Origin of the sequence: Micromonospora sp. HNM0581, assembly GCF_012726175.1 — a bacterium.
GTDB lineage: Bacteria > Actinomycetota > Actinomycetes > Mycobacteriales > Micromonosporaceae > Micromonospora.
Window position 1 is genome coordinate 54515 of sequence record NZ_JAASAD010000006.1, and the last position, 25495, is coordinate 80009.

General features: G+C 72.2%; 27 protein-coding genes. 13 read left to right on the top strand and 14 right to left on the bottom strand.

The window, feature by feature from the left end; all coding sequences use genetic code 11:
* Positions 1 to 7 precede the first annotated feature (7 nt).
* The 3 genes from HCA58_RS10160 to HCA58_RS10170 form a co-directional block, all read right to left on the bottom strand.
* Positions 8 to 1222, bottom strand: coding sequence for a mechanosensitive ion channel domain-containing protein (locus HCA58_RS10160; RefSeq protein WP_169597528.1), 1215 nt, complete (start codon positions 1220 to 1222; stop codon positions 8 to 10).
* 138 nt (positions 1223 to 1360) lie between these two features.
* Positions 1361 to 2182, bottom strand: a complete 822-nt coding sequence (locus HCA58_RS10165) for a DUF1206 domain-containing protein (RefSeq protein WP_169597529.1) — start codon at positions 2180 to 2182, stop codon at positions 1361 to 1363.
* A 61-nt stretch (positions 2183 to 2243) separates the two neighbouring features.
* On the bottom strand, positions 2244 to 2627 hold the full coding sequence (locus tag HCA58_RS10170; protein ID WP_169597530.1) for a hypothetical protein: 384 nt from the start codon (positions 2625 to 2627) through the stop codon (positions 2244 to 2246).
* 59 nt (positions 2628 to 2686) lie between these two features.
* Here HCA58_RS10170 and HCA58_RS10175 point away from each other — a divergent pair, with 59 nt between their 5' ends.
* On the top strand, positions 2687 to 2968 hold the full coding sequence (locus HCA58_RS10175; protein ID WP_205808289.1) for a GNAT family N-acetyltransferase: 282 nt from the start codon (positions 2687 to 2689) through the stop codon (positions 2966 to 2968).
* Here the strand turns inward: HCA58_RS10175 and HCA58_RS10180 are convergent.
* Positions 2952 to 4481, bottom strand: coding sequence for a glycoside hydrolase family 3 N-terminal domain-containing protein (locus HCA58_RS10180; RefSeq protein WP_169597532.1), 1530 nt, complete (start codon positions 4479 to 4481; stop codon positions 2952 to 2954). The genes HCA58_RS10175 and HCA58_RS10180 overlap by 17 nt on opposite strands.
* Before the next feature lie 133 nt (positions 4482 to 4614).
* Between HCA58_RS10180 and HCA58_RS23875 the strand changes: the two genes are divergently transcribed.
* From HCA58_RS23875 to HCA58_RS10190, 3 genes are all read left to right on the top strand, one after another.
* The gene (locus tag HCA58_RS23875) at positions 4615 to 4737 is read left to right on the top strand and encodes a hypothetical protein (RefSeq protein WP_277351235.1); all 123 of its coding nucleotides are present in this window, start codon (positions 4615 to 4617) and stop codon (positions 4735 to 4737) included.
* 109 nt (positions 4738 to 4846) lie between these two features.
* Positions 4847 to 6478 (top strand): RecQ family ATP-dependent DNA helicase, encoded by a 1632-nt coding sequence (locus HCA58_RS10185; protein ID WP_169597533.1) that lies wholly within the window; start codon positions 4847 to 4849, stop codon positions 6476 to 6478.
* A 65-nt stretch (positions 6479 to 6543) separates the two neighbouring features.
* Positions 6544 to 7047, top strand: coding sequence for a hypothetical protein (locus HCA58_RS10190; protein WP_169597534.1), 504 nt, complete (start codon positions 6544 to 6546; stop codon positions 7045 to 7047).
* A gap of 102 nt (positions 7048 to 7149) precedes the next feature.
* Here HCA58_RS10190 and HCA58_RS10195 read toward each other — a convergent pair whose 3' ends face one another.
* Genes HCA58_RS10195 through HCA58_RS10230 form a run of 8 tightly spaced genes read right to left on the bottom strand, consistent with a single transcriptional unit; the run spans position 7150 to position 15764 of the window.
* Positions 7150 to 8133: a DNA topoisomerase IB gene (locus HCA58_RS10195; protein ID WP_169597535.1), complete on the bottom strand. Its 984-nt coding sequence runs from the start codon at positions 8131 to 8133 to the stop codon at positions 7150 to 7152.
* Positions 8117 to 9070 (bottom strand): glycosyltransferase family 9 protein, encoded by a 954-nt coding sequence (locus HCA58_RS10200; protein ID WP_169597536.1) that lies wholly within the window; start codon positions 9068 to 9070, stop codon positions 8117 to 8119. The genes HCA58_RS10195 and HCA58_RS10200 overlap by 17 nt, the downstream gene beginning before the upstream one ends.
* Positions 9067 to 9762, bottom strand: a complete 696-nt coding sequence (locus tag HCA58_RS10205; protein WP_169597537.1) for an SDR family oxidoreductase — start codon at positions 9760 to 9762, stop codon at positions 9067 to 9069. Before HCA58_RS10205 ends, HCA58_RS10200 begins: the two co-directional genes overlap by 4 nt.
* Positions 9763 to 9817: 55 nt before the next feature.
* Positions 9818 to 11248, bottom strand: a complete 1431-nt coding sequence (locus HCA58_RS10210; RefSeq protein WP_169597538.1) for a PfkB family carbohydrate kinase — start codon at positions 11246 to 11248, stop codon at positions 9818 to 9820.
* A 10-nt stretch (positions 11249 to 11258) separates the two neighbouring features.
* Complete coding sequence (locus HCA58_RS10215) at positions 11259 to 11903, bottom strand: SIS domain-containing protein (RefSeq protein WP_169597539.1); 645 nt, start codon at positions 11901 to 11903, stop codon at positions 11259 to 11261.
* Positions 11903 to 13120 carry a glycosyltransferase gene (locus HCA58_RS10220; RefSeq protein ID WP_169597540.1) on the bottom strand — a complete coding sequence of 406 codons (1218 nt, stop codon included), beginning with the start codon at positions 13118 to 13120 and terminating at the stop codon, positions 11903 to 11905. Before HCA58_RS10220 ends, HCA58_RS10215 begins: the two co-directional genes overlap by 1 nt.
* The gene (locus tag HCA58_RS10225) at positions 13111 to 14082 is read right to left on the bottom strand and encodes a glycosyltransferase (protein WP_169597541.1); all 972 of its coding nucleotides are present in this window, start codon (positions 14080 to 14082) and stop codon (positions 13111 to 13113) included. Before HCA58_RS10225 ends, HCA58_RS10220 begins: the two co-directional genes overlap by 10 nt.
* Positions 14079 to 15764 (bottom strand): HAD-IIIA family hydrolase, encoded by a 1686-nt coding sequence (locus HCA58_RS10230; protein WP_240955928.1) that lies wholly within the window; start codon positions 15762 to 15764, stop codon positions 14079 to 14081. Before HCA58_RS10230 ends, HCA58_RS10225 begins: the two co-directional genes overlap by 4 nt.
* A 347-nt stretch (positions 15765 to 16111) precedes the next feature.
* Between HCA58_RS10230 and HCA58_RS10235 the strand changes: the two genes are divergently transcribed.
* Both HCA58_RS10235 and HCA58_RS10240 read left to right on the top strand, forming a co-directional pair.
* Positions 16112 to 16879, top strand: coding sequence for a polyprenol monophosphomannose synthase (locus HCA58_RS10235; RefSeq protein WP_169597543.1), 768 nt, complete (start codon positions 16112 to 16114; stop codon positions 16877 to 16879).
* Positions 16880 to 16948: 69 nt separating this feature from the next.
* Complete coding sequence (locus HCA58_RS10240; RefSeq protein WP_169597544.1) at positions 16949 to 18382, top strand: aldehyde dehydrogenase family protein; 1434 nt, start codon at positions 16949 to 16951, stop codon at positions 18380 to 18382.
* 71 nt (positions 18383 to 18453) lie between these two features.
* Here the strand turns inward: HCA58_RS10240 and HCA58_RS10245 are convergent, their stop codons facing one another.
* Entirely contained in the window at positions 18454 to 18855 is a 402-nt protein-coding gene (locus HCA58_RS10245; RefSeq protein ID WP_169597545.1) for a ChaB family protein, read from the bottom strand.
* A 146-nt stretch (positions 18856 to 19001) separates the two neighbouring features.
* On the opposite strand from HCA58_RS10245, the gene HCA58_RS10250 reads away from it, so the two are divergent.
* The 6 genes from HCA58_RS10250 to HCA58_RS10275 all read left to right on the top strand — a co-directional run bounded on the left by HCA58_RS10250 (position 19002) and on the right by HCA58_RS10275 (position 22193).
* The gene (locus HCA58_RS10250; protein ID WP_169597546.1) at positions 19002 to 19979 is read left to right on the top strand and encodes a YihY/virulence factor BrkB family protein; all 978 of its coding nucleotides are present in this window, start codon (positions 19002 to 19004) and stop codon (positions 19977 to 19979) included.
* 45 nt (positions 19980 to 20024) lie between these two features.
* Entirely contained in the window at positions 20025 to 20441 is a 417-nt protein-coding gene (locus HCA58_RS10255) for a DUF2795 domain-containing protein (protein ID WP_169597547.1), read from the top strand.
* A gap of 50 nt (positions 20442 to 20491) precedes the next feature.
* Positions 20492 to 20953 (top strand): SRPBCC family protein, encoded by a 462-nt coding sequence (locus HCA58_RS10260; protein ID WP_169597548.1) that lies wholly within the window; start codon positions 20492 to 20494, stop codon positions 20951 to 20953.
* 137 nt (positions 20954 to 21090) lie between these two features.
* Positions 21091 to 21348 carry a hypothetical protein gene (locus tag HCA58_RS10265; protein WP_169597549.1) on the top strand — a complete coding sequence of 86 codons (258 nt, stop codon included), beginning with the start codon at positions 21091 to 21093 and terminating at the stop codon, positions 21346 to 21348.
* Positions 21349 to 21504: 156 nt separating this feature from the next.
* Complete coding sequence (locus HCA58_RS10270) at positions 21505 to 21708, top strand: hypothetical protein (protein ID WP_169597550.1); 204 nt, start codon at positions 21505 to 21507, stop codon at positions 21706 to 21708.
* A 110-nt stretch (positions 21709 to 21818) separates the two neighbouring features.
* Complete coding sequence (locus HCA58_RS10275) at positions 21819 to 22193, top strand: DUF6401 family natural product biosynthesis protein (protein ID WP_169597551.1); 375 nt, start codon at positions 21819 to 21821, stop codon at positions 22191 to 22193.
* Between the two features lie 61 nt (positions 22194 to 22254).
* Here the strand turns inward: HCA58_RS10275 and HCA58_RS10280 are convergent, their stop codons facing one another.
* Positions 22255 to 23115, bottom strand: coding sequence for a hypothetical protein (locus HCA58_RS10280; protein WP_169597552.1), 861 nt, complete (start codon positions 23113 to 23115; stop codon positions 22255 to 22257).
* Between the two features lie 188 nt (positions 23116 to 23303).
* On the opposite strand from HCA58_RS10280, the gene HCA58_RS10285 reads away from it, so the two are divergent.
* Positions 23304 to 25433 carry a SpoIIE family protein phosphatase gene (locus HCA58_RS10285; RefSeq protein ID WP_169597553.1) on the top strand — a complete coding sequence of 710 codons (2130 nt, stop codon included), beginning with the start codon at positions 23304 to 23306 and terminating at the stop codon, positions 25431 to 25433.
* Positions 25434 to 25495 lie beyond the last annotated feature (62 nt).

The following is a 25495-nucleotide window of genomic DNA, read 5'->3' on the forward strand; positions in this document are numbered from 1 at the left end:
GAGACGGTCAACGGCGGGGTTCGGCGGGCTCCCGGGCTTCGACGGTCTCGTCAGGACCGACGAAGGCCTCGTTGCGAGCCTGACCGTCGTCACTGCCGCCGAAGAGACGGGCGTCGTCGGGCACGTCGGTGCCGGTGCCGCGTCGTGTCGAGTGCCGAGGCTGGACCCACTGCCACGGCAGGTCGCTCCCACCGTCACCCACCTCGGTACGCAGTCGGGGCATCGCGGTGGGGCGGTGGTCGCGTACCCACTCCACCAGGTGTTCCCGCACGCGGCAGCGCAGGTCCCACAGCGCGCCCGCGTTGGCGGCACTCACCAGCGCCCGTACCTTGATCGTCCCGCCGGTCGCGTCGGTGACCTGGAGGACACACACCCGGCCGTCCCACAGCTCGGTGCACTCGACCAGTCGGCGTAGCTCCTCCCGCATGGCCTGGACCGGAATCGACCAGTCGACGTCGAACTCGGCGGTGCCCAGGACCTTCGCCTCGGTGCGGGTCCAGTTCTGGAAGGGTTTGCTGGTGAAATAGGAGGTGGGCAGGATCAGTCGCCGGTCGTCCCAGATCTGGACCACCACGTAGCTGAGGGTCAGCTCCTCGATCCGGCCCCACTCCCCCTCGACCACCACCACGTCGTCGAGACGTACCGCGTCGCTGAAGGCGAGTTGCAGGCCGGCGAAGACGTTGCCCAGCAGACTCTGCGCGGCCAGGGCGGCGACGATGCCGACCACACCGGCGCTTGTCAGCACGCCGGCACCGATTCCCCGTACGGCGGGGAAGGTCATCAGCATCACACCGACGGTCAGTACCACGATCACCACGACCGTCACCCGGCGCAGCATCACCACCTGGGTTCGCACCCGTCGGGCGTGCCGGTTGTCCGGCACGTCCACCCGGAACTGGGCGAGCGCGGTGTCCTCCACCACCACCAGCAGCGCGGCGACCAACCAGGCCGCGGCGGCGATCACGGCCAGCACCAGCAGGTGCAGCAACGCCTGGCGCCAGCCGGTGCCGATCGCGTACCCGGTGCTGAACCGGACGGCGAGCTGCACGGCGAGCACCGTGGCGGCGACCTGGAAGGGACGGTGCGCGTGCTCGGTCAGCTCGGTCAGCAGCAGTGAGCGCCGGCCCCAGCGGCGGGTGAGGCGGTGCACCACCTCCACCACGGCAAGAGCGATCGCCGCCGCGGCGAGCGCGGCGACGACCGTCACGAGGTAGCTGTGCACGTGTTGCTTCTCCTTCCGACCCGACAGCGATATCCGGTGGTGGTGTCCGGCGTGCGGGCATTCAAGATCCGGCAAAGGGGCAATGGTGCCCTGAATCGCCGGTCCCGGCCACCGCGGGGGTCGCCGGGGAGGAGAAGGTCATACCTTGCGGTAGCGGGACTGGAGAAAGCAGTAGACGCCGAACGCCGCGATGCCCAGCGCGATGAGCGTGAGCAGAATGGTGCCGAACGACTGGTCACGCAGGGTACGCAGGGCGGCGTCCAGACCACGGGCCTTCTCGGGGTCGTAGTTCACCGCAGCCAGTATGACCAGCAGACCGGTGACGGAGAAGGCGACACCCCGGGAGGCGTAACCGGCCATGCCGAGCCGTCGGGCGAGCTGGGTGGTCCTGGCGTTCATCTCACCGGTCTTCAGGCGCTTCATGAACTTCTTCTTGAGGCCGTAGATCGTCATGCCGACGCCGACGCCTGCGAGCACCAGACCCGCGAGGCCGACCAGCCAGCGACCACCGGTGGACTCCATCAACCGGGCCGACAGGTCCTCCTGCTGGGAGGCGCTGTCGGAGTTGGCGTCCGAGAAGACCTTCCAGGCGGTCCAGGCCAGCCAGAGGTAGATCAGGGTGCGGGCGGCGGAGACGACCCGTTCCTTGAGCCGGTCGTTGCCCCGCTCGGCCCGGTGTCCGACGACCGCCTCCAGCGCCTGCCAGATCGCCATGGCGAGCATGCCCACGGCGATGGCGATGACCAGGAACTGGCCCATGGGTTGCGCGGCCAGGGTCCGCAGCGCCCCGGACTGGTCGCCGTCGTCCGACGAGTTGCCGAACGCGATCTGCAGCGCCAACCAGCCGAACAGCAGATGCACGATCCCGTAGCCGACGAAACCGGCCCGGGCGAGGAGTTCCAGCCACCGGCTGTCTGCCGTACGGGCGGCGGTGGCTTCGGCGTTCCGGGAAAGAGACATGGCGCCTCAATCTCCGAAGGTGAAGATTCCCAAACGTGCTGGCCCGCCGCCCTCGGTCCGGTCAACCCGGGTTGCGGGCGATGCGGACCCTCACCTCCGAATCGGTGACGCTGTCCAGGGTGACCGCGAGGCCTCCGACATCGGCCGCCTGCTGACCGACGGTGAGCGACAGTTGTTCGCCACCGACCTCGATGGTCACCACGTCGTCCTGCGCCTCGACCAGACGGGCCTCGACGCCGAGGATGCTCGCCCGGGCGTCCACGCCCCGGTCGAAGGTGACCGTGCAGGCGTCCAGCCCGCAGTCGGTGCTGGCCCCTTCCGAGCTACAACCGGCCAGCACGGCCGCACCGAGGGCGAGGCCGGTCAGCAGTCCGGCCAGCCGGACGGAGGCGCGGCGGGGGGTGGAGGGGCGCGGAGCGCTACGGGCGGGGGGTCGATTCGTCACGCGGTCAAGCGTACGAGACCCCGGCGAACCGACCGCCGGTGGACAATGCAGAGGTGAGCATGCTTGTCGAGGACAACCCCGCCAGACACCGCTACGAGATCCTGGTCGACGACGCGCTCGCCGGCTTCACCGCTTACCTGGACCGCGCACAGGTGCTGATCTTCACGCACACCGAGGTGGACGCGGCCTTCCAGAACATGGGCGTCGGCGCGGCACTGATGCGCGGCACCCTTGATCAGGTCCGCGGGCACGGGCAGCGGGTGGTGCCCCGTTGCCCGTTCATGGCCGCCTTCATCGATCGTCACCCGGAGTACACCGACCTGGTCACCAACCCGGACTGACCACACCACCGGCGAGCAGTTCGGCTGCCGCGCGGCCGGCGGCCCGTGTCGCGCCGTGGGTGGCCACGTGGACCGCACCGGTGACCCGGGCGGGCACACCGAGTTCGACGACCACCGCGTCGGGGCGAGTCGCCAACGCCCGGTCGACCGCGTCCCCCATCCAGGCGTGCCGGTGCAGGTCGCGGACCACCAGCACCAGCGGCCGACCGGCGGCGTCCGCGGCCGGATCGCTCGGCACCGAGTTCTCGGCGTACCTGACGCTCGTGGTACCCGGAACGAGGGCGGCCAACGGCACCGCCACTCCCCAGGGAGTCTCCGATCCGATCGCTACGTGGTGCGGCGGCTGGAACTCCACGACGTGCGCCGGGCGGGTCAGCGGCAACGAGGGGGCGGCGTCGCCGGTGGTGACCCGGACGGCACGTCGCGCCGCGACGAGTCCGACGGCCGAGCCGCCGGCCGCGGCGCCAGGGGTGCCCGGCGGGTACGTCCGGCAGGTGCGGGCGGTCGCCGTCCAGTCGGCGAGTTGACCGACCCGCTTGGCCGCCTCGGTGAGCCGCTCCTCGGGCAGCTCGCCGTCGACGACCGCGTCGACGATGGCGTCGCGCAGCTGGCGGGCCGTCTCCTCGTCGGCGTGCTCGCCGCCCACGCAGATCGCGTCCGCACCGGCGGCCAGGGCACGCACCGCCGCACCGGCGAGACCGTAGCGGCCGGCTACCGCGCCCATCTCGACCGCGTCGGTCACCACCACCCCGTCGAAGCCCATCTCCTCCCGCAGCAGCCCACCCAGGACCCGACCGCTCAGGGTGGCCGGCAAATCGGGATCAAGGGCCGGTACCAGCAGGTGTCCGGTCATCACCGCCTGGACGCCCGCCGCCACGGCGGCCCGGAACGGGGCCAGTTCGACGGTGTGCAGCCGGACGCGGTCGGCGTCGATGCGGGGCAGGTCGTGGTGCGAGTCGACTCGGGTGTCACCGTGGCCTGGGAAGTGTTTCGCACAGGCGGCGACACCTGCCGACTGCAGGCCACGTACCCAGGCGGTGGCGTGCCGCGCGACGAGCGACGGGTCGGCGCCGAAGGACCGGACTCCGATGATCGGGTTGTCCGGGTTGGAGTTGACGTCGACGTCCGGCGCGTAGTTGAGGGTGACTCCGGCAGCGGCGAGTTCCACGCCGAGGTCCCGGGCCACCTCCTCGGTGAGCACGGGGTCGTCGATCGCGCCGAGTGCCAGGTTGCCCGGACGGGAACTACCCCGCCCCGACTCGATGCGGGTGACGTCGCCGGCCTCCTCGTCAATGGCGACGATCACGTCCGACCGCTCGGCGCGCAGCGCGGCGGTCAGCGCGGCGACCTGCCCGGGGTCGACGACGTTACGACCGAACAGCACCACCGAGCCGAGCCCGTCACCGAGCCAGCGGCAGATCCAGGCGGGTGGGACGGTGCCGACGAAACCGGGCTGCAGGACCGCGGTCGCCAGGGCCGCCAGGTTGCCGTTGCGCACGATTCGATCGCTCATTCGGCGCTGTACCCCCGCGTGTTCCGCCGTGGACTCCCGCCGGCTGGCGGTGCAGACATGGTCACACCGCGCCACTCAATAGTCAATAAACCTTACAGTTGCCGTGGGGCGCCACCCCCGCGACAGTGCGGGTATGGACCCCATGCTGCTGGCCGACGCGACAAGCCCGGCCGACATTCCCGGCGTACGTCTACTCGGCCTGGTCGTGGGGGGCATACTCATGCTGATCGCCATCCGCGCGATGTTCCGCCGCTGAACCTCCGGTCGACGGGCACCGGGGGCGAGGGCGGGGCGGGCACGGCCGCCCGGTGACGCCGATCCCCCGGGGTTTCGGTGCGGAACCTGCCGGGTACCTGCGGCCTTCGATGAAGCTGACCACACACTCGACGTCGCTGCGCCGCGCCGCGCGCAGCCTGTTCGGTTGGACCGCTCTACGGCCCAACCAGTTGGCCGCGATGCGGGCCGTGATGCGCCGCCGCGACGCGCTTGTCGTGCTACCCACCGGCGCCGGCAAGTCCGCGATCTACCAGATCCCGGCCAGCCTGATCCCCGGCCCGACCGTGGTGATCTCACCACTGCTGGCGCTCCAGCAGGACCAGATCGCCGCGCTCAACGAACGACAGCGCTCGGAACTGCGGGCGGTCCGCATCAGCTCGGACGAAACGGCGGCCCAGCAGGCCGAGGCGATCGCCGAGATCCGTGACGGGCGGGCCGAGTTCCTCTTCATCACCCCGGAACAGTTGGCCAACCCCGACCGGCTGGCCGAGGTCCGGGACCTCAAGCCGGCCCTGGTGGCGATCGACGAGGCGCACTGCATATCCGCCTGGGGTCACGACTTCCGCCCGGACTACCTGGCGCTGGGGCAGCTCATCGAAGGCATCGGCCGACCACCGGTGGTCGCGCTCACCGCAACCGCCTCGCCACCGGTACGCGACGACATCGTCGACCGGCTACGACTACGCGAGCCCGAGATCGTGGTCTCCGGCCTGGACCGGCCCAACCTGTTCCTCGAGGTCGCCCACTGCCCTACCGAAGACTACCGGTGGCGGCGGCTGATCGCCCTGCTGCGCGAGGACGAGCGACCCGGCATCATCTACGTGCCCACCCGCCGCGCCGCTGAGGACCTCGCCGACCGGCTGACCGGGGCAGGCTTCCCCGCGCAGTACTACCACGGCGGGATGGCGGCCAACGCCCGTGCCCGGCTGCACGAGGCATTCCTCGCCGACCAGGTACCGATCATGGTCGCGACCTCGGCCTTCGGCATGGGCATCGACAAGCCCAACATCGCCTGGGTGGTGCACATGGCGCTGCCCGACTCGCCGGACAGCTACTTCCAGGAGATCGGCCGGGCCGGCCGCGACGGCCAACCGGCCCGGGTGCTGCTGCTGTGGCAGGCCGAGGACGTAGGTCTACAACGCTTCTTCAGCGGCGGCCTGCCCGATACCACCGAGCTGCGTGACCTGGCCGCGTTGCTGCGCCGGGCACCCACCACCCGCAAGGAACTACGCGAGGTGACCAGGCTCGGCCCACGCAAACTCGGGCAGCATCTCGCCCTGCTGGAACAGGTGGGCGCCGCGCAACAGGCCGCCGGCCAGCGCGTCAGCGCACCCCGCTACGCCCCCGCCCCGGTCGACGCGGCGGCAGCCGCGCTTGCCGAGGCGGAACGGCAGCAGAGCCTGACCCGGTCGCGTACCGACATGATGCGCGCCTTCGCGGAGACCAGCGCCTGCCGGGGGCAGACACTGCTCGCCTACTTCGGTGAACAGATGACCGACATCTGCGGGCACTGCGACAACTGCCACGCCGGCACCAGCATGCCCGACGACGGTTCGGTGGGCCCGTTCCCGGTGCACAGCCAGGTACGGCACGCCGAGTGGGGCTCCGGCCTGGTGCTCAGCTACGAGGAGGACCGTATGACGGTTCTGTTTGACGAGGTCGGGTACAAGACGCTGTCGGTGAGCGTGGTGTCCGAACAGGGCCTACTCACCCTGGACTAACCTGAGCCGGCCGCACTGGCGGTGCGGCTGACGAGGACGTGCACGACGAGCGGGAGGGGCGGGTCGTGATCGAAGAGCCGGCGTACACCGGTTTCGGTTTCTCCGACGAGGAGTGGGGGCTGCTGGTCGGCCTGCCACAGTCGGTGCTCACCGCAGCGAGCGCCGCCGAGTCCGACGGCACCAGGGCGACGATGGCCGAGGGCGCCGCCGGACTTGAGACCATCTCCGGCGGGCGGGAGTCGGCCAGCCCGCTGGTGGCCGCCGTGGCCGGTGAGATCGTCACCCGGGTCGGCGACCCGGAGGCCGGTGAGGAGATGCCGGTCATCGAGCCGCCGGACCCGCGCGGCTACGCCGAGGACGTGCTGGGCCGGGCCAAGGAGGCGTCGGCGCTGTTGGCGGCCAAGGTGGACGAGGGAGAGGCTGGCGCGTACCGGCACTGGCTGGTGGAGATCGCCGAGCAGGTCGTCGGCGCGGCCAGCTCCGGCGGTGTGCTCGGCCTCGGCGGTACCGAGGTCAGTCCCTCCGAGCGCCGCTTCCGTGACCGCCTCTCCCAGGTCCTCAACGACTGACCCGAAAGTCAGGCGATTCGGCGGCGGAAGAGTCGGGCGGTGAGGAGCACGGCGAGAGCGAGCAGGGTCCGGGCAGGATGCGCTCGCCGTCGGGCCGCCCGGTCAGGTCCGCGCCAGCAGGTTCAGCACCGCCTGCTCGGCCTGCTCCGGAGAGGTCGCCTCGGTCACCGCGACGACCACACCGTCATGGAACAGATCCACCACCCGCGGATCCACGTACGAGGCACGGGCCACCGTGGGAGTGTTCCCGAGCAGCTCCGCCACCTGCCGCATCACCGCCGCCACCGCCCGGCGGCGAGCCGTGACCGACCGGACGGAGGCCACCGAGGCAAGCTCCGTCGCCGCCCGAACCGTCGCATGCCAGGTACGGAAGTCCTTAGCGGTCATCTCACCACCGCTGACCTCACGCAGGTAGTCGTTCACCTCGTCGGCGCGTACGTCCCGCCACTGCCGGCCGTCCCAGTAACCGAACAACCGGTCGGTCGCCCGTCGCCGCCGACGCAGATCGGTGAGTACCCGACACAACTGCGGATCGGAGATCAGCCGTACCTGTTGGATGCCGCCCTTGGCCGGGAACTCGAACAGCACACAACCACGCCGGAGCCGAGCGTGTTCGGGACGCAGGGTCGCCACCCCGAAGGTCGGGTCCTCGCCCGAGGCGTACTGGTCGCTGCCCACCCGGAAGGCGCCCATGTCGAGCAGTCTGGCCACCGTCGCCAGCACCCGCTCCCGGCGCAGCCCGCGTGCTCTCAGGTCGTTGCCGACCCGCTCACGCAGCAGCGGCAGCCGGCCCGCCACCTCCAACACATGGTCGAACTTGGCCTCGTCCTGCCGCTGCCGCCACAGCGGGTGGTAGAGGTACTGCTTACGCCCGGCCGCGTCGACACCGATGGCCTGGATGTGCCCATTGGCGTGCGGTGAGATCCACACATCCCGCCAGGCCGGCGGGATGACAAGGGCGCGCAGCCGGGCCAGTTCGTCGGGGTCGTGTACCGGCTCGCCGTGCGGGTCCACGAACGACCAGCCCCGGCCCCGCCGACGTCGCCGGTAACCCGGCCGACCCGGATCGCTACGCCGCAACCGCACGATCCACCCGCACCGCCCGCTCCACCTCGTCGACCGCGGTCAGAACCTCGTCCACACCGAGGGCGACCATCGTGGGATGGTGACCTGCCCCGTTCCACTCCGACCAGGCCCGCGCGCCGACCCAGAGTGCCCGGTGCCGCCGACGCTCCGGCGGCGGGCCCCACCGCGCCGGCGGAACCGGGCCGAACAGCACCACCGACGGGGTGCGGTAGCCGGTGGCCAGATGCGCCACCCCGGTGTCCCCGCTGACCACCAGACGCGCACCGGCGATCAGAGCGGCGAGTTGGGCCAGGTCCGTGCGGCCGGCCAGCACCGCAGCGGCAGGCAACCCGGCCTGGTACGCGATGCGAGCCACCACGGCCCGCTCCGCGGCGCTGCCGGTCAACACCACCCGGTGCCCCCGTACGGTCAGCTCCCGGGCCAGGGTCACGTACCGGCCGGCCGGCCAGCGCTTGGCCGGCTCCTTCGAACCGGCATGCAGCACCGTGACCCCGCTGGCCGCCGCCACCGGGCCCGGTCGCCGCAGGTCCAGGTCGGCCGGGTCGGCCGGAATCCCGTACCCGCGCAGCAGCCGGCACCAGCGCGACACCTCGTGCTCGTCGTCGTCCCACTCCGGCCCGTCGGCGTGCGACGCCTCGACGTTGGCGAAGGCGAGCATCCGGCCAGGTCGGACGGCGGCCAGCAGCCGGTGCGACCGAGGGCCCCGGCCGTGCAGGTTGACCGCCACCTCCACCCGCCCGGCGGGCCGGTCCAGCCGGTCCAGGCCGGCGGTGGGCAGTACCCGGTCCACCCCGCCGACCAGCTCGACCAGTGGCCCCAGCCAGGCCGGCGCGGCGAGCACCAACTGCTGGTCCGGGTAGGCCGCGCGCAACGCCCGCAACGCCGGGACCGCCGTGGCGAGATCACCGACGCCGAGGGCGCGCAGCGCCAGGATCACGGGTACGACGTCTCCTGATCGGCGCAGACGACCATCTCGCGGATCGCGCAACCGGCCGGCTGGGACAGGGCGAACATGATCGCGGCGGCGGTGTCGGCCGGATCGTTGAGGATCGCGTCCGCTCCCGGCCGGTACTGCGGGTCACGCTCGTCGAAGAAGGCCGTCCGCATCCCGCCCGGGATGAGCAGCGTGACACCGACCGTGCCGGCCAGTTCGGCGGCGAGCGCCCGGGTGAAGCCGACCACCCCGAACTTCGCCGCGCAGTACGCCGTCGCGTCGCTTACCGCCTTGATGCCGAGGGTGGAGGCCACCGTCACAACGGTGCCCCGGGACTCGGTCAGGAACGGCAGCGCGGCCCGGATCACCGCGGCGGTCGCCAGCAGGTCGACGGCGACGATCCGGTCCCAGGTCGCACCGGGCACGTCGGCGAGCCGACCGGGTACGTCGATGCCGGCGGCGGTGACCACCGCGTCCAGCCCGCCCACGCGTCCGGCCAACTCGCGGGTGGCCGCCTCGGCGCTGCGGGTGTCGGCCAGGTCGCACTCCGCCCAGGGCACCCCGTCGGCCGGCGCCTGCCGATCCAGCACCAGCGGCCGACCACCGGCGGCAGCCACCGCCGCCACCACCGCCGCGCCCAGTCCGCTGGAGCCGCCGGTGACCAGCACCGTCCGTCCGGTGGCCGGCGCGCTCACCGGACAACCCTCGTTCGCGACTGCGGGGCTCGCAACACCGGCTCACTCCTAACGCTCACCGGACGACCTCCGGCCGGGTGACCGTCGCGGCGATCATCTCGGTGGTTGAGCGCCCGTCCAGGTAGGGCACCACCACCGTGTGACCGCCCCACCGGCGCAGGATCTCCGCCTCCGGCAGGTCGTCGCCGTCACGACCGCCGGTGGCGTAGTCCCCGCCCTTAACCCAGACGTCCGGGCGCAGCCAGGACAGCGCCGCTTCCGGTGCCGGCTCGTCGAAGATCATTACCGCGTCGACGCAGCTCAACGCGGCCAACAGACGACTTCGGTCGTCCTGGCGCATCACCGGCCGGTCCGGTCCCTTTAGGCCGGTGACACTGGCATCGGAGTTGAGGCACACGATCAGGCAGTCGCCGAGCTGCCGGGCAGCCTGCAACGTCGCCACATGGCCGGCGTGCAGCAGGTCGAAACAGCCACCGGTGGCGACGACCGTACCCCCGGCAGCGCGGACCCGGGCGACCACGGCTGCCGACGCGGCAACCCCGACCCGATCACCGGCAACCGCGGCGTGCACCGCCTGCGGGGCGCGCCGCACCGGCACCGGCAGCGCCGTCGCCACACCACCGTCCGCCACGTACGCCGATGCCTCCGCCACCGCCTCCTGCACCGCCTCGGAGACCAGCGCGCCACGGGCCAGAGCGAGGCCGGCAGCGACGGCGAACCGATCGCCCGCGCCACACGTGTCCCCCTCGGCAGCCACCGGAGCGGGCACCATCAACGGCGTCGCCCCGGAGTGGCTGAGCAGCGCACCATCGGCACCGAGCGTCACCGCGACCGCCCCGGCCCGCCACCGCTGCCGAAGCTGCTGCGCCCCCTCGGCTGCGGTGGCCAACCGGGTCACGCCGACCGGCGCCTCCGTCAGCTCCCGCACCTCCGCCTCGTTCGGGGTGACCAGGTTCGCCCCGGGTACCGCGGCGGGACCCCGGGGATGGGGATCCCAGACCAGCGGGGCCCGGATCGAGGCCAGGGCCGCCCGCAGCGCCGGCTGCCGCGCCACCGCCCGACCGTAGTCACTGACCAGCACCACAGCTGCCCGCTCCAGCACACGCAGCACCGCCTCGGCCGGCTCCCCCAGCTCCCCCACACCCCCGCCCCGGTCATGCCGCAGCAGCACCCGCCCGGCGGACCTCAGCCGGATCTTCTCCGCAGTCGCGCCGGTCAGTCGCAGCGGATACACCTGCACCCCGGCGGCGGCGAGCAGCACACCCAGCCGAGCGCCACCGGCATCGTCGGCCAACGCGGTCACCAACACCACCTCGGCCCCCTGTGCGGCGGCGAAGACGGCGGCGAGCCCCGCACCGCCGGGCCGATCCAGGTTCGCGATCTCGTCGAGAACCGGAACCGGCGAGTCCGGACAGAGCCGGTTGACCACACCCTCGACGTCCCGGTCGAGCAGGGTGTCGCCGACCACCACCACGGGTCCCGTCACGCTTGCCTCCTCACGCCTGCACCGGCCGGACGGCACCGCCGTCCAGCACCACCTCGACACCCGCCCGCACCGCACCGGTCACCGGCGTCAGCTGATCCGCCATCGTCTGCTCCACGTACTCACACAGCAGATGGCTGGCGACGAGGTGCAGCTCCTGGACCACCTGGCTGTCCGAGGAGTCCACCGCGAGCGCCTCGTGACACGCCTCGGCGAGCAGGTTGGGCAACGGTCCGGTGAAGGCCCAGCAACACAGGCCAGCGTCCCGGCCAGCCTGCGCGGCGGCGAGCAGGTTGCCGCTGGCGCCGCTCGTGGACAGCAGCAACAGCACGTCGTCGGGGCGGCCGTGCGCGCGTACCTGCCGGGCGAACACCTCCTCGTAGCCGTAGTCGTTGCCGATCGCGGTCAACGCCGAAGTCTCGGCGTGCAGCGCGATGGCCGACAGTGGCCGACGGTCGTCGTGGAGCTTGCCGACCAGCTCGGCGGTCAGGTGTTGCGCCTCGGCGGCACTGCCACCGTTACCAGCCACGAGCAGCCGACCGCCGGCGGTCAGCCGTCCGGCCAGCGCCACGCCCCAGCGGGCGAGCAGCGGCTCCCAGCGCCGGAACGAGGGCAGCGCCTCGGTCAGGTGGGCCAGGTGCGTGTCGAGCAGACTCATCAGGCCACCACCCGGGTCGGTCGGTGCACCGTGGCCACCTCGTCGTAGACCTCGACGAGGCGCTGGGCGGTGACCGCCCACGAGTAGTGCCGACGCGCCCGGGCCCGCGCCGCGCCCGCGTACGCGAACCGGCGGATGCGATCGTCGAGCAGCGCCCGCAGCGCAGCACCCAACGCACGCGGATCCCGCGCCGGCACCAGGTCCCCGGTCACACCGTCGACCACCGTGTCCCGCAGACCGCCGACAGCCGTGGCCACCACCGGCACCCCGCACGCCATCGCCTCCAGCGGGGTCAGCCCGAACGGCTCGTACCAGGGCGCGGCGACCAGGACGTCCGCCGAGCGGTACCAGCGGCCCATCTCCTCCCGGGGCACCGCACCGACCAGCCGGACCCGCTCGGCGACGCCGCAGCTGCCGGCGAGCGCCCGCAGCCGCCGCGCGTACGGGTCGGTCTCCAACAGACCGGCCGGTGGACCACCGACCACCACACACTCGGCCTCCGGTACGTGCTCCATCGCACGTACCACCGTCTGGAAACCCTTGCGCTCCACCAGTCGACCCACCGTGAGGATGCGGGTTCGCCCGGGCTCGCGTTCGGTGGCCAGCCCCAGCGGAGCGAAGGTCTCCAGGTTGACCCCGGACGGGACGACCGTCATCGCCGACCGGGGCACCCCCATCCGGACCAGCTCGCCCACCTCGTCGCGGCACTGCGCGATCACCCGGTCCACCGAACGTCCCAGGTGACGCTCGTAGGCGATCCGCCGGGCCGGACTGGTGTCCTGCACCCCCTGGTGCCGACGCTTCACCGTGCCGAGCGCGTGGTACGTCTGCACCACCGGCACCCCGGTCTCCCGGCCGGCGTCCAGCGCGGCCAACCCGCTCATCCAAAAGTGTGCGTGGACCACCTCGGGAGCCCAGTCACCTCCCCGCCACCGGTCGATCAGCCAGGCGCCGAACGGGCCCATGTGCGGCAGCAGACCGTCCTTGGCCACCGGCTCGGCCGGCCCCGCCGGCACGTGCACCACGTCGTAGCCGTCCGGGCTGCGTACCGTCACCGGCAGGTCCACCGCGTCGCGGCGGGTGTAGACCCGAACGTCGTGCCCGGCGGCGACCAGCGCGGCGGAGAGTTCCGCGACGTGCGTGTTCTGGCCGCCGGCGTCCGCACCGCCCAGGATGGCGAGCGGGCTGGCATGCTCCGAGATCATCGCTATCCGCATACTTCCTCCTCCAGCAGCCGGTCCCAGTCGGTGAGGAAACGGTCGAGGCCGTAGCGTTCGGCAGCGGCCGTGCGGGCCTCGACGCCGGCCGTGCGGGCCCGCAGCGGGTCGGCGACGAAGCGGGCGGCGGCCTCCAGCAGGGTGTCGACCCGGGTGGAGAGTGCACCGGCACCCGGTGGTACCGCCGTCACCGCTTCAGTGGTGGCCAACGCCACCACCGGCATGCCCATGGCCATCGCCTCGATCAGACTCAACCCGAGTGACGTCCACCGGCACAGGTGCAGGTACGCCCGACGACGCGCCAACTCGGCGTGCATCCGGTGCTGGGGCACGTCGTCGTGGCTGGTCAACCGGTCGGTCGGCAGACCGAGGTGCTCGGCCAGCCCGGCCACCTTCATGCCGAAGACGTCGAGTGGGGCGATCTCGGCGAACCTGGGGAGCAAGTCGGTGCCGGTGACCCGCCACCGGCGTACCGGTTCGTTGATCACGACGGCCAGTCGGCTCAGTTCACCGGTCCAGGTCGGCGTCGGCGCCACGATGCCGTGGTCGACGACCGTGGTGCGGGTCGTACCGGTGTCCCAGAACAGCTCGTTGAACGCGGTCACATGGGCGACGAGGAGATCGTCCCGGTCGGCCATCGGATGCCGGCTGTCGGGGACCTGACCGTCCTTCGGCGTGTTGTGTTCCACATAGACGGCCGGTAGGTCCCGGCCGGGCCGGCGACCCAGCCACTGCTCGGCCAGGTCGAGTTCCTCCGGGCGTTGCAGGATCACCACGTCGACGTCGGCGGTGCGCAGCTGCTCCGGGTCGACTTCCGCAGCGCTGTCCGGCCAGGTGTACGTCCGGGCGCGACCCAGCCCGTACGGTCCCCGATCCGGGGTGGTCGGGATCAGGTAACGGTGCCTACCGTGCACGAACGAGGTGGTCCAGGACCCGTGCACGTGCCAGAGCAGGATGTTCATCGGCCACCTCCACCGCCGGCGGTGACCACCTCGGATGAGCACCCAGGCCCGGTCGGAGCGCCCGGTGCCCGGTCCGGCGGTACACCCAGCAGCCGCAACGCGTCGAGGACGGCAGTTGGCTCGATGTCGCTGAGACAGGGGTGGCCGGGCACCGGACACCGCGCGGCCCGGGTGTCCCGGCAGGCCGCGGTCGCGTCACCGAGACGTACCGTGGGCACCCGCCACGGCCCCCACTGACCGAAGGGGACGGTGGGAGCGAAGAGACTCACCACCGGCACGCCGTACGCGGCGGCCAGGTGCGCCGGTCCGGTGTTGCCGACCACCACCGCGCCGGCTCCGGCCACGATCGCGGCCAGCCCGACCAGGCCGGTCCGACCTCCGAGGTCCCGGCAGTGCCGTCCGGCGACCCGTGCGGTGAGGTCCCGTTCGAGCGGGCCGCCGGTGACCACCACCCGGTATCCGGTGGCGCTCAGCGCGGCGGCGATCCGCTCGGCCAGCTCTGGCGGGCAACCCCGGGCCGGTGCCGCCGAGCCGGGATGCAGCACCACGTACCCCGGTTCACCGGCTTCGGGCGGGGGTGGCGGGACGGGGCGTAGCCGCAGGTCCGGTTCGTCGCCCGCACCGAGCACGTAGCCGGCGGCGGCGGCCAGGGAGAGGGCCCGCTCGGCTTCCGGCACACCTGTCGGCACCCGGTGCCGCACGTCCAGCAGGCTGCCCGGGTAGTCGTCGCTGATCGCCGCGATCCGGGTGACCCCGGCCATCCGCAGCAGCAGCGCCAGGGGCAGCGGCGACTGGTGGAAGGAGGTGAAGATGACGGCCTCGTCAGCGGCCACCGCCGACAGTCGGGTGGTCAGGAGGGACATTTCCCGCGGGTCTACCGGCGCCGGGGCCGGATCGATCCAGGGCAGCCGGTGCTCGATCACCTCGTCGACGCCGGGCAGCAGGTCGGCGGCGGCTCGGCCCCGCGGACCGCAGAGCAGCACCACCCGGTCAGCACCTGCGGCGACCGCCCGGATTCCCGGTCCGGTCACCAGCACGTCCCCCGCCGAATCCGACCGTGCCACGAGCACCGTGCGGGCGCCATCGCGACGTCGCGCGCCGGTTCGCCGGGCAGCCGACCGATGCGCCGCCCCCGACGTCGGGCTCAGCGCCGTCTGGCGTCGAAGGATCTCCGCGACCGCCGAGGACAGGTCGGCGGCCACCCACGGGGCCGCCGCCACCTCCTCGGCGCGGGTCACCGGGGTCGGGACCAGGATGCCGGTAGCACCGGCGGCCAGCGCCGCCGTGACGTCGCGACCGATGTCACCGATCAGGGCGCAGCGGGCCGGCACGGTGCCGAGGCTCCGGGCGGCGGCGTGCACCAGACCCGGCCGTGGCTTGCGGCACCCGCAGTGGTCCCCGTCGTCGTGCGGACACACCTGCCAGCAGTCGAACGGGCCGAGCAGGACCTCGATCCGGTGGTTGACCAGGTGCAGTTGCCGTGCGGTGATGAGCCCCCGCGCCAGTCCGGACTGGTTGGTCACCACGGCGAGTTTCAGTCCGGCCGCCCGCAACCGGTCCAACGCCGTACGGGCACCAGGCATCGGACGCACCTTGTCGGGATCCGGGTTGTACGGCACGTCCTCGATCAGGGTGCCGTCGCGGTCGAGCAGGACCGCGTCGAACAGGGACGGGCGACACAAGGGCCCGCCGGCGTCGGCCAGCGCCCCTGCTGACCTGCACTGTTCCGGCTTCCCAGGGTCCTGTCGCACGGGCGGCGGGTTCCCGGCGCCCCGGTGCGTAAACGTCACCCACCACGCGGCTGGACGCCTGCACCGCGGCAGCCGCACGCCACCCGGGTCTGGCGTTACCCGCCGTGCCGGAGAAGCTAACCCGAGCGCCTCGTCGGCCGAGACCGCCGGTGAGGTACCGAACGGTGGGCAGGCGGGCAGAAAGCGATCAGGGTACGACGCCGGGGAGCCATTTCACCTCGGAAGGGACAAGTAGCTACGCTCACAGGTAAGCTGTCCGCATACCGAGGATGTCCCCCATGATCGAACCCGTCCAGTTGCCCTCGCCGTGGCGGGACGTCCGCCTGACCGTCGTGGTACCGACCTACAACGAGGCGGGCAACCTGCCGCTGCTGGTGGAGCGTCTCCTCGCGCTGCCACTGGCCGGGCTGAAGGTACTGGTCGCCGACGACAACTCGCCCGACGGTACCGGTGAGGTCGCGGACAAGCTCGCGATCGAGCATCCGGAGAGGGTGCAGGTCGTGCACCGGCCGGGCAAGGAGGGCCTGGGCCGGGCGTACGTGGACGGGATCGGCCGGGCCCTCGACGGCGGGGCCGAGTACGTGGCGCAGATGGACGCCGACCTGTCCCACCCGCCGGAGGCGTTGCCGGGCATGCTCGGTGCGCTGTTGTCCACTCAGGCCGGCGTGGTCATCGGGTCGCGATACGTGCCCGGCGGCGAACTCGACGAGAACTGGCCGCTCTACCGCAGGGCGCTCAGCGGCTGGGCGAACCTGTACGTGCACACGCTGCTGCGCGTACGGATCCGTGACCTCACCGCCGGTTTCAAAATCTGGCGGGCGGACGCGCTGCGCGACATCGGGTTGGAACGGGTGCAGTCCAACGGCTACAGCTTCCAGGTCGAGATGCACTACCTGGCCACCAGGTTGGGGCACACCATCCTGGAGGTGCCGATCCGTTTCGAGGAGCGACGCGACGGCGACTCGAAGATGACCACCGCCACCAAGATCGAGAGCGCTCTGATGCCCTTCAAGCTTCGCACCCGGCACCGCAACATCGAGCCCTGACCGCGGCCGCTACCCCGGGACGGGTCGACGAAACGTTTGCCGGGCCCGGACCCGGGCATCCAGCGCGCCATGTACACGGTCACGCAGCTCATCGGTGGGGTCTGGGGTGCCGGCGGAGAGGCCGGCGAGTTGACGGTGCGCGATCCGGCTGACGGCCGCCCGGTGACAAGTGCTCCGGTGGCCACGGCCGACGAGGTCGACAAGGCGGTGGCGGCGGCGCGGGGGGCGGCGTCCGAGTGGGCCGCGACAGCCCCGGCGGAGCGGGCCGCGACGCTGCACCGGATCGCCGACGCGGTCACCGGGGCCGCCGATGACCTGGCGCACGCGACGACCGCGGAGATGGGCAAGCCACTCGCGGACGCCCGGGGTGGCGTCGAGGCGGGTGTCGCCACCCTGCGGCAGTACGCCGAACTCGCGCCGGCCCGGGGCGGCCGTACCCTGCACGGCGATCCCGCCGCGATCGACTTCATGACCCCGCAGCCACGCGGCGTGGTGGCCGCAATAACACCGTGGAACGACCCGGTCGCCGTGGCGTGCGGGCTGCTCGGCGCCGCCCTGGTCACCGGGAACGTGGTGCTGCACAAGCCCAGCGAGCGCACCCCGGCGACCGGATGGCTGTTGGCCCGAGCGTTCGACACCGCCCTACCCGCAGGGGTGCTGTCGCTGCTCAGCGGCGACCAGACCACCGGGGCGGCGCTGGCCGCCGCCGAGGTGGACATGGTGGCGCACGTGGGGTCCAGCGCCGCCGGCCGGGCGATCTCCACGGCAGCGGCCGGTACCGGAGCGAAGGTCCTCCTGGAGAACGGAGGCAGCGACGCGTTGATCGTCGACGCCGACGTCGACCCGGTCTGGGCCGCCGGTGAGGCCGCCCTGGGCGCTTTCGCCAACGCGGGTCAGATCTGCGTCGCGGTGGAGCGGATCTACGCCCACCGGGACGTCGCCGAGGACTTCGTGGCCGCACTCGTCGAGCGGGCCGCCGCGCTGCGCGTCGGACCGGGACGGGATCCGGAGACCGATCTCGGACCGCTCGTCGACCGACGCCACCGCGATCAGGTCCACGGGCAGGTGATCGCGGCGGTGGCCGACGGCGCCCGGCTGCGCGTCGGCGGAACCCTGCCGGAGGGACCGGGTGCCTTCTACCCGGCGACCGTGATCGACCACTGCCGGCACGACTCGGCGTTGATCCGCGAGGAGACCTTCGGCCCGGTCGCCGCCGTGGTCGTGGTCGACTCGTTCTCCGAGGCGCTGCGGTGTGCGGCCGACTCACCGTACGGGCTGGCGGCGACCGTGCTGACCGGGTCGATGAGCCACGCCCAACGGGCCTGGCGGGAGCTGCCGGTGGGCACGGTGAAGGTGAACGCGGTTTTCGGTGGCGCGCCGGCCGGCGCCGCGCACCCACGCCGGGGCAGTGGCCAGGGCTTCGGCTACGGCCCGGAACTGCTCGACGAGTTCACCGCCACCAAGGCGGTGCACATCCAGGCGCCCGGTGGCGGCCACTGGTGAACCGGCGCACGGACCGCGCGTCCTTTCGCGGCCCGGTCCGCACGCCGGTCACGTACCCCATCGGGACGGCGTCAGCCGCCCCGGGCCTTGCGGGTCTGTCGGTCGTTCGCCTTCTGGATGGCCGTGACCAGTTCCGACTTGGTCATGCCTGACCGTCCCGGCACGTCCAGTTCGCGGGCCACCCGCATGAGGTGCTCCTTCGTGGCGTTCGCGTCCACTCCGCCGGCGGTCGGCGCCCGCCGGGCCGGTCCACCGCCGGCGGCCTGCTCGTCACTGGGGCCCTTGCGACCCTTCGGCTCCCAGTGGTCACCGACCTTCTCGAAATCGTGTTTGACGGCGGCGAACGCGGTGCGGTGTGCCCGTTCACCCTCGCCGTAGGTCTCGACCGCGGAGTCGTGCGTCTTCTCCCAGGTACGCTGGGCCTTCTTCGGGGAGCGCCGCAGCGTGCTGGGCAGTACCTCGCGCCCGGGCATGTCGATCCTCCTCCGTGTGCGAGCTATTCGGACCGGTGTACCCGGACAGCGCCACCGCAAACACTGCGGAGTTTGCCGCCGGACCGTGTCGGGTACGGCGGGGCCATCCACGAGCCGCACCTGCCCGCAGAGCCTCAGGGAGCGTGATGACGACGACCGACCCCGACGCCCCGTCGACCGAACCGCCGGTGGCGCAGCTGCCGGGCATCCGTCAGCTGCGCTGGCGGACCTGGCGTGGCGTTCTGGTCCGGGCCGGACGCAACTATCTGCGGGACAACTGCACCGACTGGGCCGCCGCCCTCACCTACTACGGGGTGCTGGCGCTGTTCCCCTCCACCGTCGTCGTGGTGGCCCTCGTCGGTCTCGTCTCCGACGGCGAACGCACCGTCGACACGGTGCTCGACCTGGCCCGCGACGTGGGTGCCGGCGCGGTGGTGGCCAACGAGGGTTTCGTCGGCGTCGTCCGCGAGGTGGTGGACCAGAACAGTTCCGCAGGAGTGCTGCTCAGCTTCGGTCTGCTCGGTGCGCTCTGGTCGGCCTCGAACTTCATCGCCTCGTTCACCCGGGCCTCGAACGCGATCTACGGCGTGGTCGAGGGGCGGCCGGTGTGGCAGTTGCGCCCGACACAGATCGGACTGGCTGCCCTGTCGCTGGTGCTGCTCGCCACGGTGGCCGCCGGCCTGATCGTCAGCGGTCCGGTCGCCGACGCGGTCGGTGACCTGGTGGGTGCGGGCGGCGCCGCCCGTACCGCGTGGGCCGTGGCCAAGTGGCCGGCGCTGGCGTTGATCGCGATGCTGTTGATGTCCCTGCTGTTCTGGGTCGCACCGAACGTGCGCCAGCCACGTTTCCGCTGGCTCACCCCGGGCGGGGTGACGGCTCTGGTCACCTGGGCGCTCGGCTCCTTCGGTTTCGGGCTGTACGTGGCGAACTTCGGCTCCTACAACACGACGTACGGCAGCCTCGGTGCGGTGATCGCATTCCTGGTGTGGCTCTACCTGTCGAACTCCGCGCTGATGCTCGGTGTGCAGATCAACGCCGAACTGCAACGGGGACGGCTGCTGCAGTCCGGCCACGAGGACACGGACGAGCCGGTGCTGCCGCCCCGGTCGCCGGCGGGTGCGTGACCGCTCACCGGTTTACCCCCCGTCCCCCCGGGTAGCGCAGAAGGCATGGATCGCGGCAGCAGCAAGCACTCACCGAGGGTCGACGAGCAGATGAGCCAGGAGGTCAGCGGTCTCGTGCAGGGGCCGGGGGCCGGCGGCTCGCGGGTCGACGAGTTCCGTGTCCCGGAGCCCGCGGGAGAGGACCAGCCGGAGCCGACCACGGCACCGGCCGGTGACCTGCGCAGCGGTACTCCCCAGGGCATGACCTCCGAGGATGTCGAGGCCCGCAGCCGGCTGGGACGGTTCATCTCGATGAACGCCCTACCCGGTGACCGGGCCGCACTGCTCGCGGACGCACAGGCGAACGAGGCCCCCGACGACGTGGTGGCCGCGTTGGAACGCCTACCTGAGAGCACCCGGTACCAGACGGTGTCCGAGGTGTGGGCGGCGCTCGGCCATCCGAACGAGACGACGCGCTGGTAGCCGGACCGACCGGTCCGCACACCCCCTACAGGTGCAGGGAAGGAAATCTGATGAGTGGCGTAACGGAGCATGTCGACGTGGCCGTACCGGTTCGGACGGCGTACGACCAGTGGACCCAGTTCGAGGAGTTTCCGCAGTTCATGGAGGGTGTGCAGGAGATTCGTCAGCTCTCCGACACGATGACCCACTGGACCGTCGAGATCGCCGGGGTCAAGCGTGAGTTCGACGCGGAGATCACCGAGCAGCTGCCCGACGAGCGGGTGGCGTGGCGGTCGACCGGCGGCACCCAGCACTCCGGGGTGGTCACCTTCCACCGGCTGGACGAGAACAGCAGCCGGGTCAGCCTACAGCTGGAGTTCGACCCGCACGGGGTGATCGAGCAGGCCGGCGACAAGCTCGGCGTGGTCGACCGTCGGGCCAAGGGTGACCTGCAACGGTTCAAGACGTTCATCGAGCGACGCGGCCAGGAGACCGGCGCGTGGCGCGGTAAGGTCGACCGCCCGCAACCCTGATACCTCGCGACGTGACCGTCTGCGGGCCTCCGAGGTGCACCTCGGAGGCCCGCAGACGTCTTCCCCGGTTCCGGCCCGGCGCCACGGCCGACCCGAACCTGTCGTTTGCGACGACGGGGCGGGGGTACCGCGATGCCATGACCGACGACAGGGTGTGGCGCGACGAGGAGAAGATCCCACTCGAGGAGCTGGATCGGGCGGTGGCCCGGTCCACCCTCGACGGGCAGGCCGACGACGTGACAGGCAACGACGCCGGAGAGGAAGCCGCCTTCGGGCACGGCCCCGAGGCGGCTGACCGGGGTGGCGAGATGCCCGGCACCGGCCGTGGAGCCACCGACCCGGACCGCGCCTACCGCCCCTCCACGACGGGACGTACCGGCCCGGACACACTCTGACGTCACCGACGGGTGCGGGTTGGGCCACCGCCACGGTCCGCCGTACCCGCCGGTGCACGTCGGATGTCAGCCGAACGGGCGGCGAATTCGGACAGCTCAGGCAGAATCGGCCGTTCGGCTGACGGCAACGGCCTTGTCGCGCGCAAGACTTTCGGAATGCATCAGGGCTTCCTCTCCACCCGTCAGCGTCGCCTGGCGTGGCTCGGTTTTCTCCTCGCCGCCGTGCAGGCACCCGTCTCCGCGAGGCTCGTCGACGACAGCTCGTGGCTGTTCAGCCTCTGCGTCGCGCTGATGGTGGCGACCGTGATCATCGCAGACGACTCCGCGCGACGACGCCCGGCGAACGCGTCCTCCGAGTAGCGCCGCGCCCGACTCGATCCTCGCGGACACCCGACCGGCAGCCGTCGGGGTGCCGGGACCATCCGGGCGACCGAGGTCTCGGCGGTGCCGGTTGGCTACATTCGTTCTCCATGCGCGTGCCGTCGAACCGGGTCCTCTCCCCCACCGCCGTCGACCGGGCGCGGTCCAGTCTGGTGACGCTAGCCAACGCCGTGGGGCTCGACGGACTCGCCGCAGCCGCCGCCCGGCCGGGGCTGCTCGCTGCCGTCGACCAGCACGCCGCGGCGGTGCGGGACAGCCTGGGCGCGGATCGACGGCCGTTGAGCGAGGCAGCCCTCGCCGGCTACGCCGACGGCATGTGTGCCGCCGCCGAGGACCACGGTTGGCGAGTGGCCCCCGCCCCGATCGACTGGACGGAGGCGGACTGGGTGACGCTGCGCCTGCTCGCGGTCTGCGCCCTGACGGCCGCGCTGGACACGCCGACCCCGCAGCCTGCGTCCTGGTGAGGGGGAACGGGTGCCCGCCGTCCGGCGGACACCCGTTTCCGGCAACGCGGCCGGGCAGTCGTCACGGACGAAACTGCTGGGTCTCGTCGCTGACGCTGCCGGACTGGTGGGTACCCCGACCGCCCGCCATCGACGACTCCGGTCCCCGGGAGGCCGGCTGCGTGGCACCGGTCCGGTCGGCCATCTGCCGCTGCATGTCCCCACGGCCGGCCTCGGCTCCCTGCCGCTGCTCACGGATGGCCCGTGACTCCTCGGCCGCTCTGGTGAGCCAGCCTTCCCAGCGGTTCTGCATCGGCCGCACCAGGCCACCACCGACGCCGACGACCAGGATGCCGGCCACCGTGGCCAGCACCGCGATCAGCACGGGCTGGGTGACCGTGGTGGCGATGCCCACCTGGTTGAGCGCCGCGATGACACCGAGGGCGAGGATGAAGATCGCCGTCACGTCGGCGAGGAACCGCCCGTAGGACAGCCCGCCGAGTGCCCCGGTGACGATGTCCCGCACCGCGTTGGCGATGGCGGCGGCCACCACCACGATGACGATCGCGATGAACGCGCGGGGCAACCACGCCACCACGCCGGCGATCAGGTCGCTGATCGCGTTCGGTCCCCAGACGCCGAAGGCGAACTGGAGGGTGAACAGCAGCACCGCGTAGTACGCGAGCCGCGCCAGGATGTCGCTGGCGTCGTACCGCGTCCGCTCCAGGGCACGTTTGATGCCGCCCCGTTCGACCGCACGGTCGAATCCCACCCGTTCCAGGGCCGTGTCGACGACCTTGAGCACGGCTCTGGCGATGAGCCATCCGACCACGAGGATCGCGATGAACGCGATGGCCCGGGGCACGAACAGCAGCACCGACCTCCACATGTCGGCCGCGGCGTCACCGATGTTGACCTGCCCGGCCGCGAGGGTTTCCGGCATGACGTCCCTCCTGTCGCATGGATTGCCCGGCGCGCTTACCCCTTCCCCTGGCCGGCACGCCGCTCCGAACGCCCCCATTTTTGGGACAGATCCCATCGGATCGGCTCTGACCTGCTCTGACATCCCGGTCCTGCGCACCGCGCCGATGATCGGGAACGCGGGTCGAGCGGGCGGACTAGGCTGCGGTCATGCCAGGAACGGTCGGGCGAGTCCCCACGCCAGCAGGCCCTCTGGCGGGCCCGGCCGTGCCGGGCCCGCCAGCCGTCGCCAGCCATCCCCGATGGGGTGACACGGCGCTCGGCCCGTACGAGTCGTGGGATGCCGCCGTCCGCGCGACAGTCGAGGTCGTGCTCGCCTCCCCGGCGCCGATGGCCCTGCACCTCGGGACGGACCTGCTGCTGCTCTACAACGACGCGTACGCCGACCTCATCGGCGACCGGCATCCCGACGCCATGGGACGGCCCCCCGCCGAGGTCTTCGCCGAGGTGTGGCAGCGCCCCGGTGTCGGTGACATCGTCGAACAGACCTACCGCACCGGTGTACCCGCCCTGGACCGGGAGATCCCGCTCCCGTTGCACCCGCCCTCCGGCTCGCTCGACCAGCCCGTCTACACCCGTGCCTGCTCGCCCGTTCGGGACAGCCACGGCCGGATCGTCGGTGTGCTGTCCGTGGTGGCCGAGACCAGCCCGGCGACCCGGCAGCTGCAGGGCCTCAGCGACTTCGCCGCAGCGCTTTCCGGCACCCTCACCCTGGACGACGTGGCCCGGGTCGCGCTGCGTTATGCGATCACCTCGTTCGACGCCGATCGGGTCTCTTTCGCGGTGGACGACGGGGGCGGCGCAACCGGATGGCGGATGGTCCGGCGGGTTCGGGGCGAGTTGGTGGACGAGGCGGACGAACGGCTCCCTCCGTTGTGGCGACGCGGCCCGGCGGGCTGGTCCGCCCCGGCCGTGGTCAGCGCCCGCACCGGCCAGGCCACCTTCACCGACGACGGCCAGCCGCTGCACGAGATCGCAGCCGACCGGCACGACCAGAAGATCCGCGCCCTGGCCGCGGTGCCGCTGCGGGCCTCGGTGGTCCGGGGAGCGCTGACGGTCGGCTACCGCTCGGCGCATCAGTGGTCGGCCGCGGAGCGTGCCCTGCTGGCAGCCTCGGCCGAGTTGATCGGGCAGGCCACCGAGCGGGCCCGACGGTTCGAGACCCAACACGGCACCGCCCAACTGCTGCAACGAAGCATGCTGCCGGAAAACCTGCCGGTCCTGCCTCGCCTGCGGATCGCCGCGCGCTACGACCCGGGGGTCGACGGCAACGCCGCGGGCGGCGACTTCTACGACGCGTTCGTGCTGCCCACCGGGGACCTGGGCGTGGTCCTCGGCGATGTGGCCGGGCACGATGTGCAGGCCGCCGCGCGGATGGGCCAGGTGCGCGCTGCGCTGCGGGCGCTGGCGCTCAACGATCCCCGCCCGGACCAGGTGCTCGCCGGGCTCGACCGCCTGGTGGGCAGCCTGGGCGCCGAGGCCGGCACGTTCGAGCTGTTCGTCACCGTGACGTTCGGCGTCATCGACGTCGGTCGGGCGGAGCTGAAGCTGGCGAGCGCCGGTCATCCCGCGCCACTGGTCCGGCGCTGTTCGCCGACCGGTGAGCCGAAGGCCGAGTACGTCGACGTGCCCTCGGGGGCCCCGCTGGGGGTCGGCTACCGGGCGGCGACGCGCACCGTCGCGTTCGTCCCCGGCGACACGCTGTTGCTGTTCAGCGACGGTGTGGTGGAGCGACGTCGGCACGGCCTGTCGGACGGGCTGGCCCGCCTGGCGGAGTCGGTGGCCGGTGCACCGAGCGGCGACCCGAGGGCGTTGTGCGCGGTGGCTTCGGCGGCTGTTCCCGGGGCGACGGACGACGACGTGGCCGTGCTCGCCGTCGAGTACGCGGTGCGTCCGAGCCGGTCGGCCCGGATGGAGGTGCCCGCCGAGCCGACCGCTCCGAGCCGGGTCCGGCACTGGATGACCGCCCAACTCACCGAGTGGGAGGTGACGGATTCGGTGGTCGGCGCGGCGGTGCTCTGCACGAGCGAGCTGACCACGAACGCGCTGCTGCATGCGGGTACCGCAGCTCGGGTGGAGATCGACCTCAGCCCCGAGCGTCTGCTCGTGTCGGTGGCCGACTCGGGCTCGCGGGGCACGGTGACCCGGGCCCGCACGGAGACCCTCAGCAGCCGGGGGCGCGGGTTGGGGTTGATCGAGGAGCTGAGCGACGCCTGGGGTACCGACCCTACGGTGCGTGGCTCGACCGTCTGGTTCGAGATCCTGCTCCCCCCGGCCTGAGCGTCCGGCCGGGCGCCGCTACCGCTGGCGGTCGGGTTCCGGCCGACCTGCCGTCACGTGGT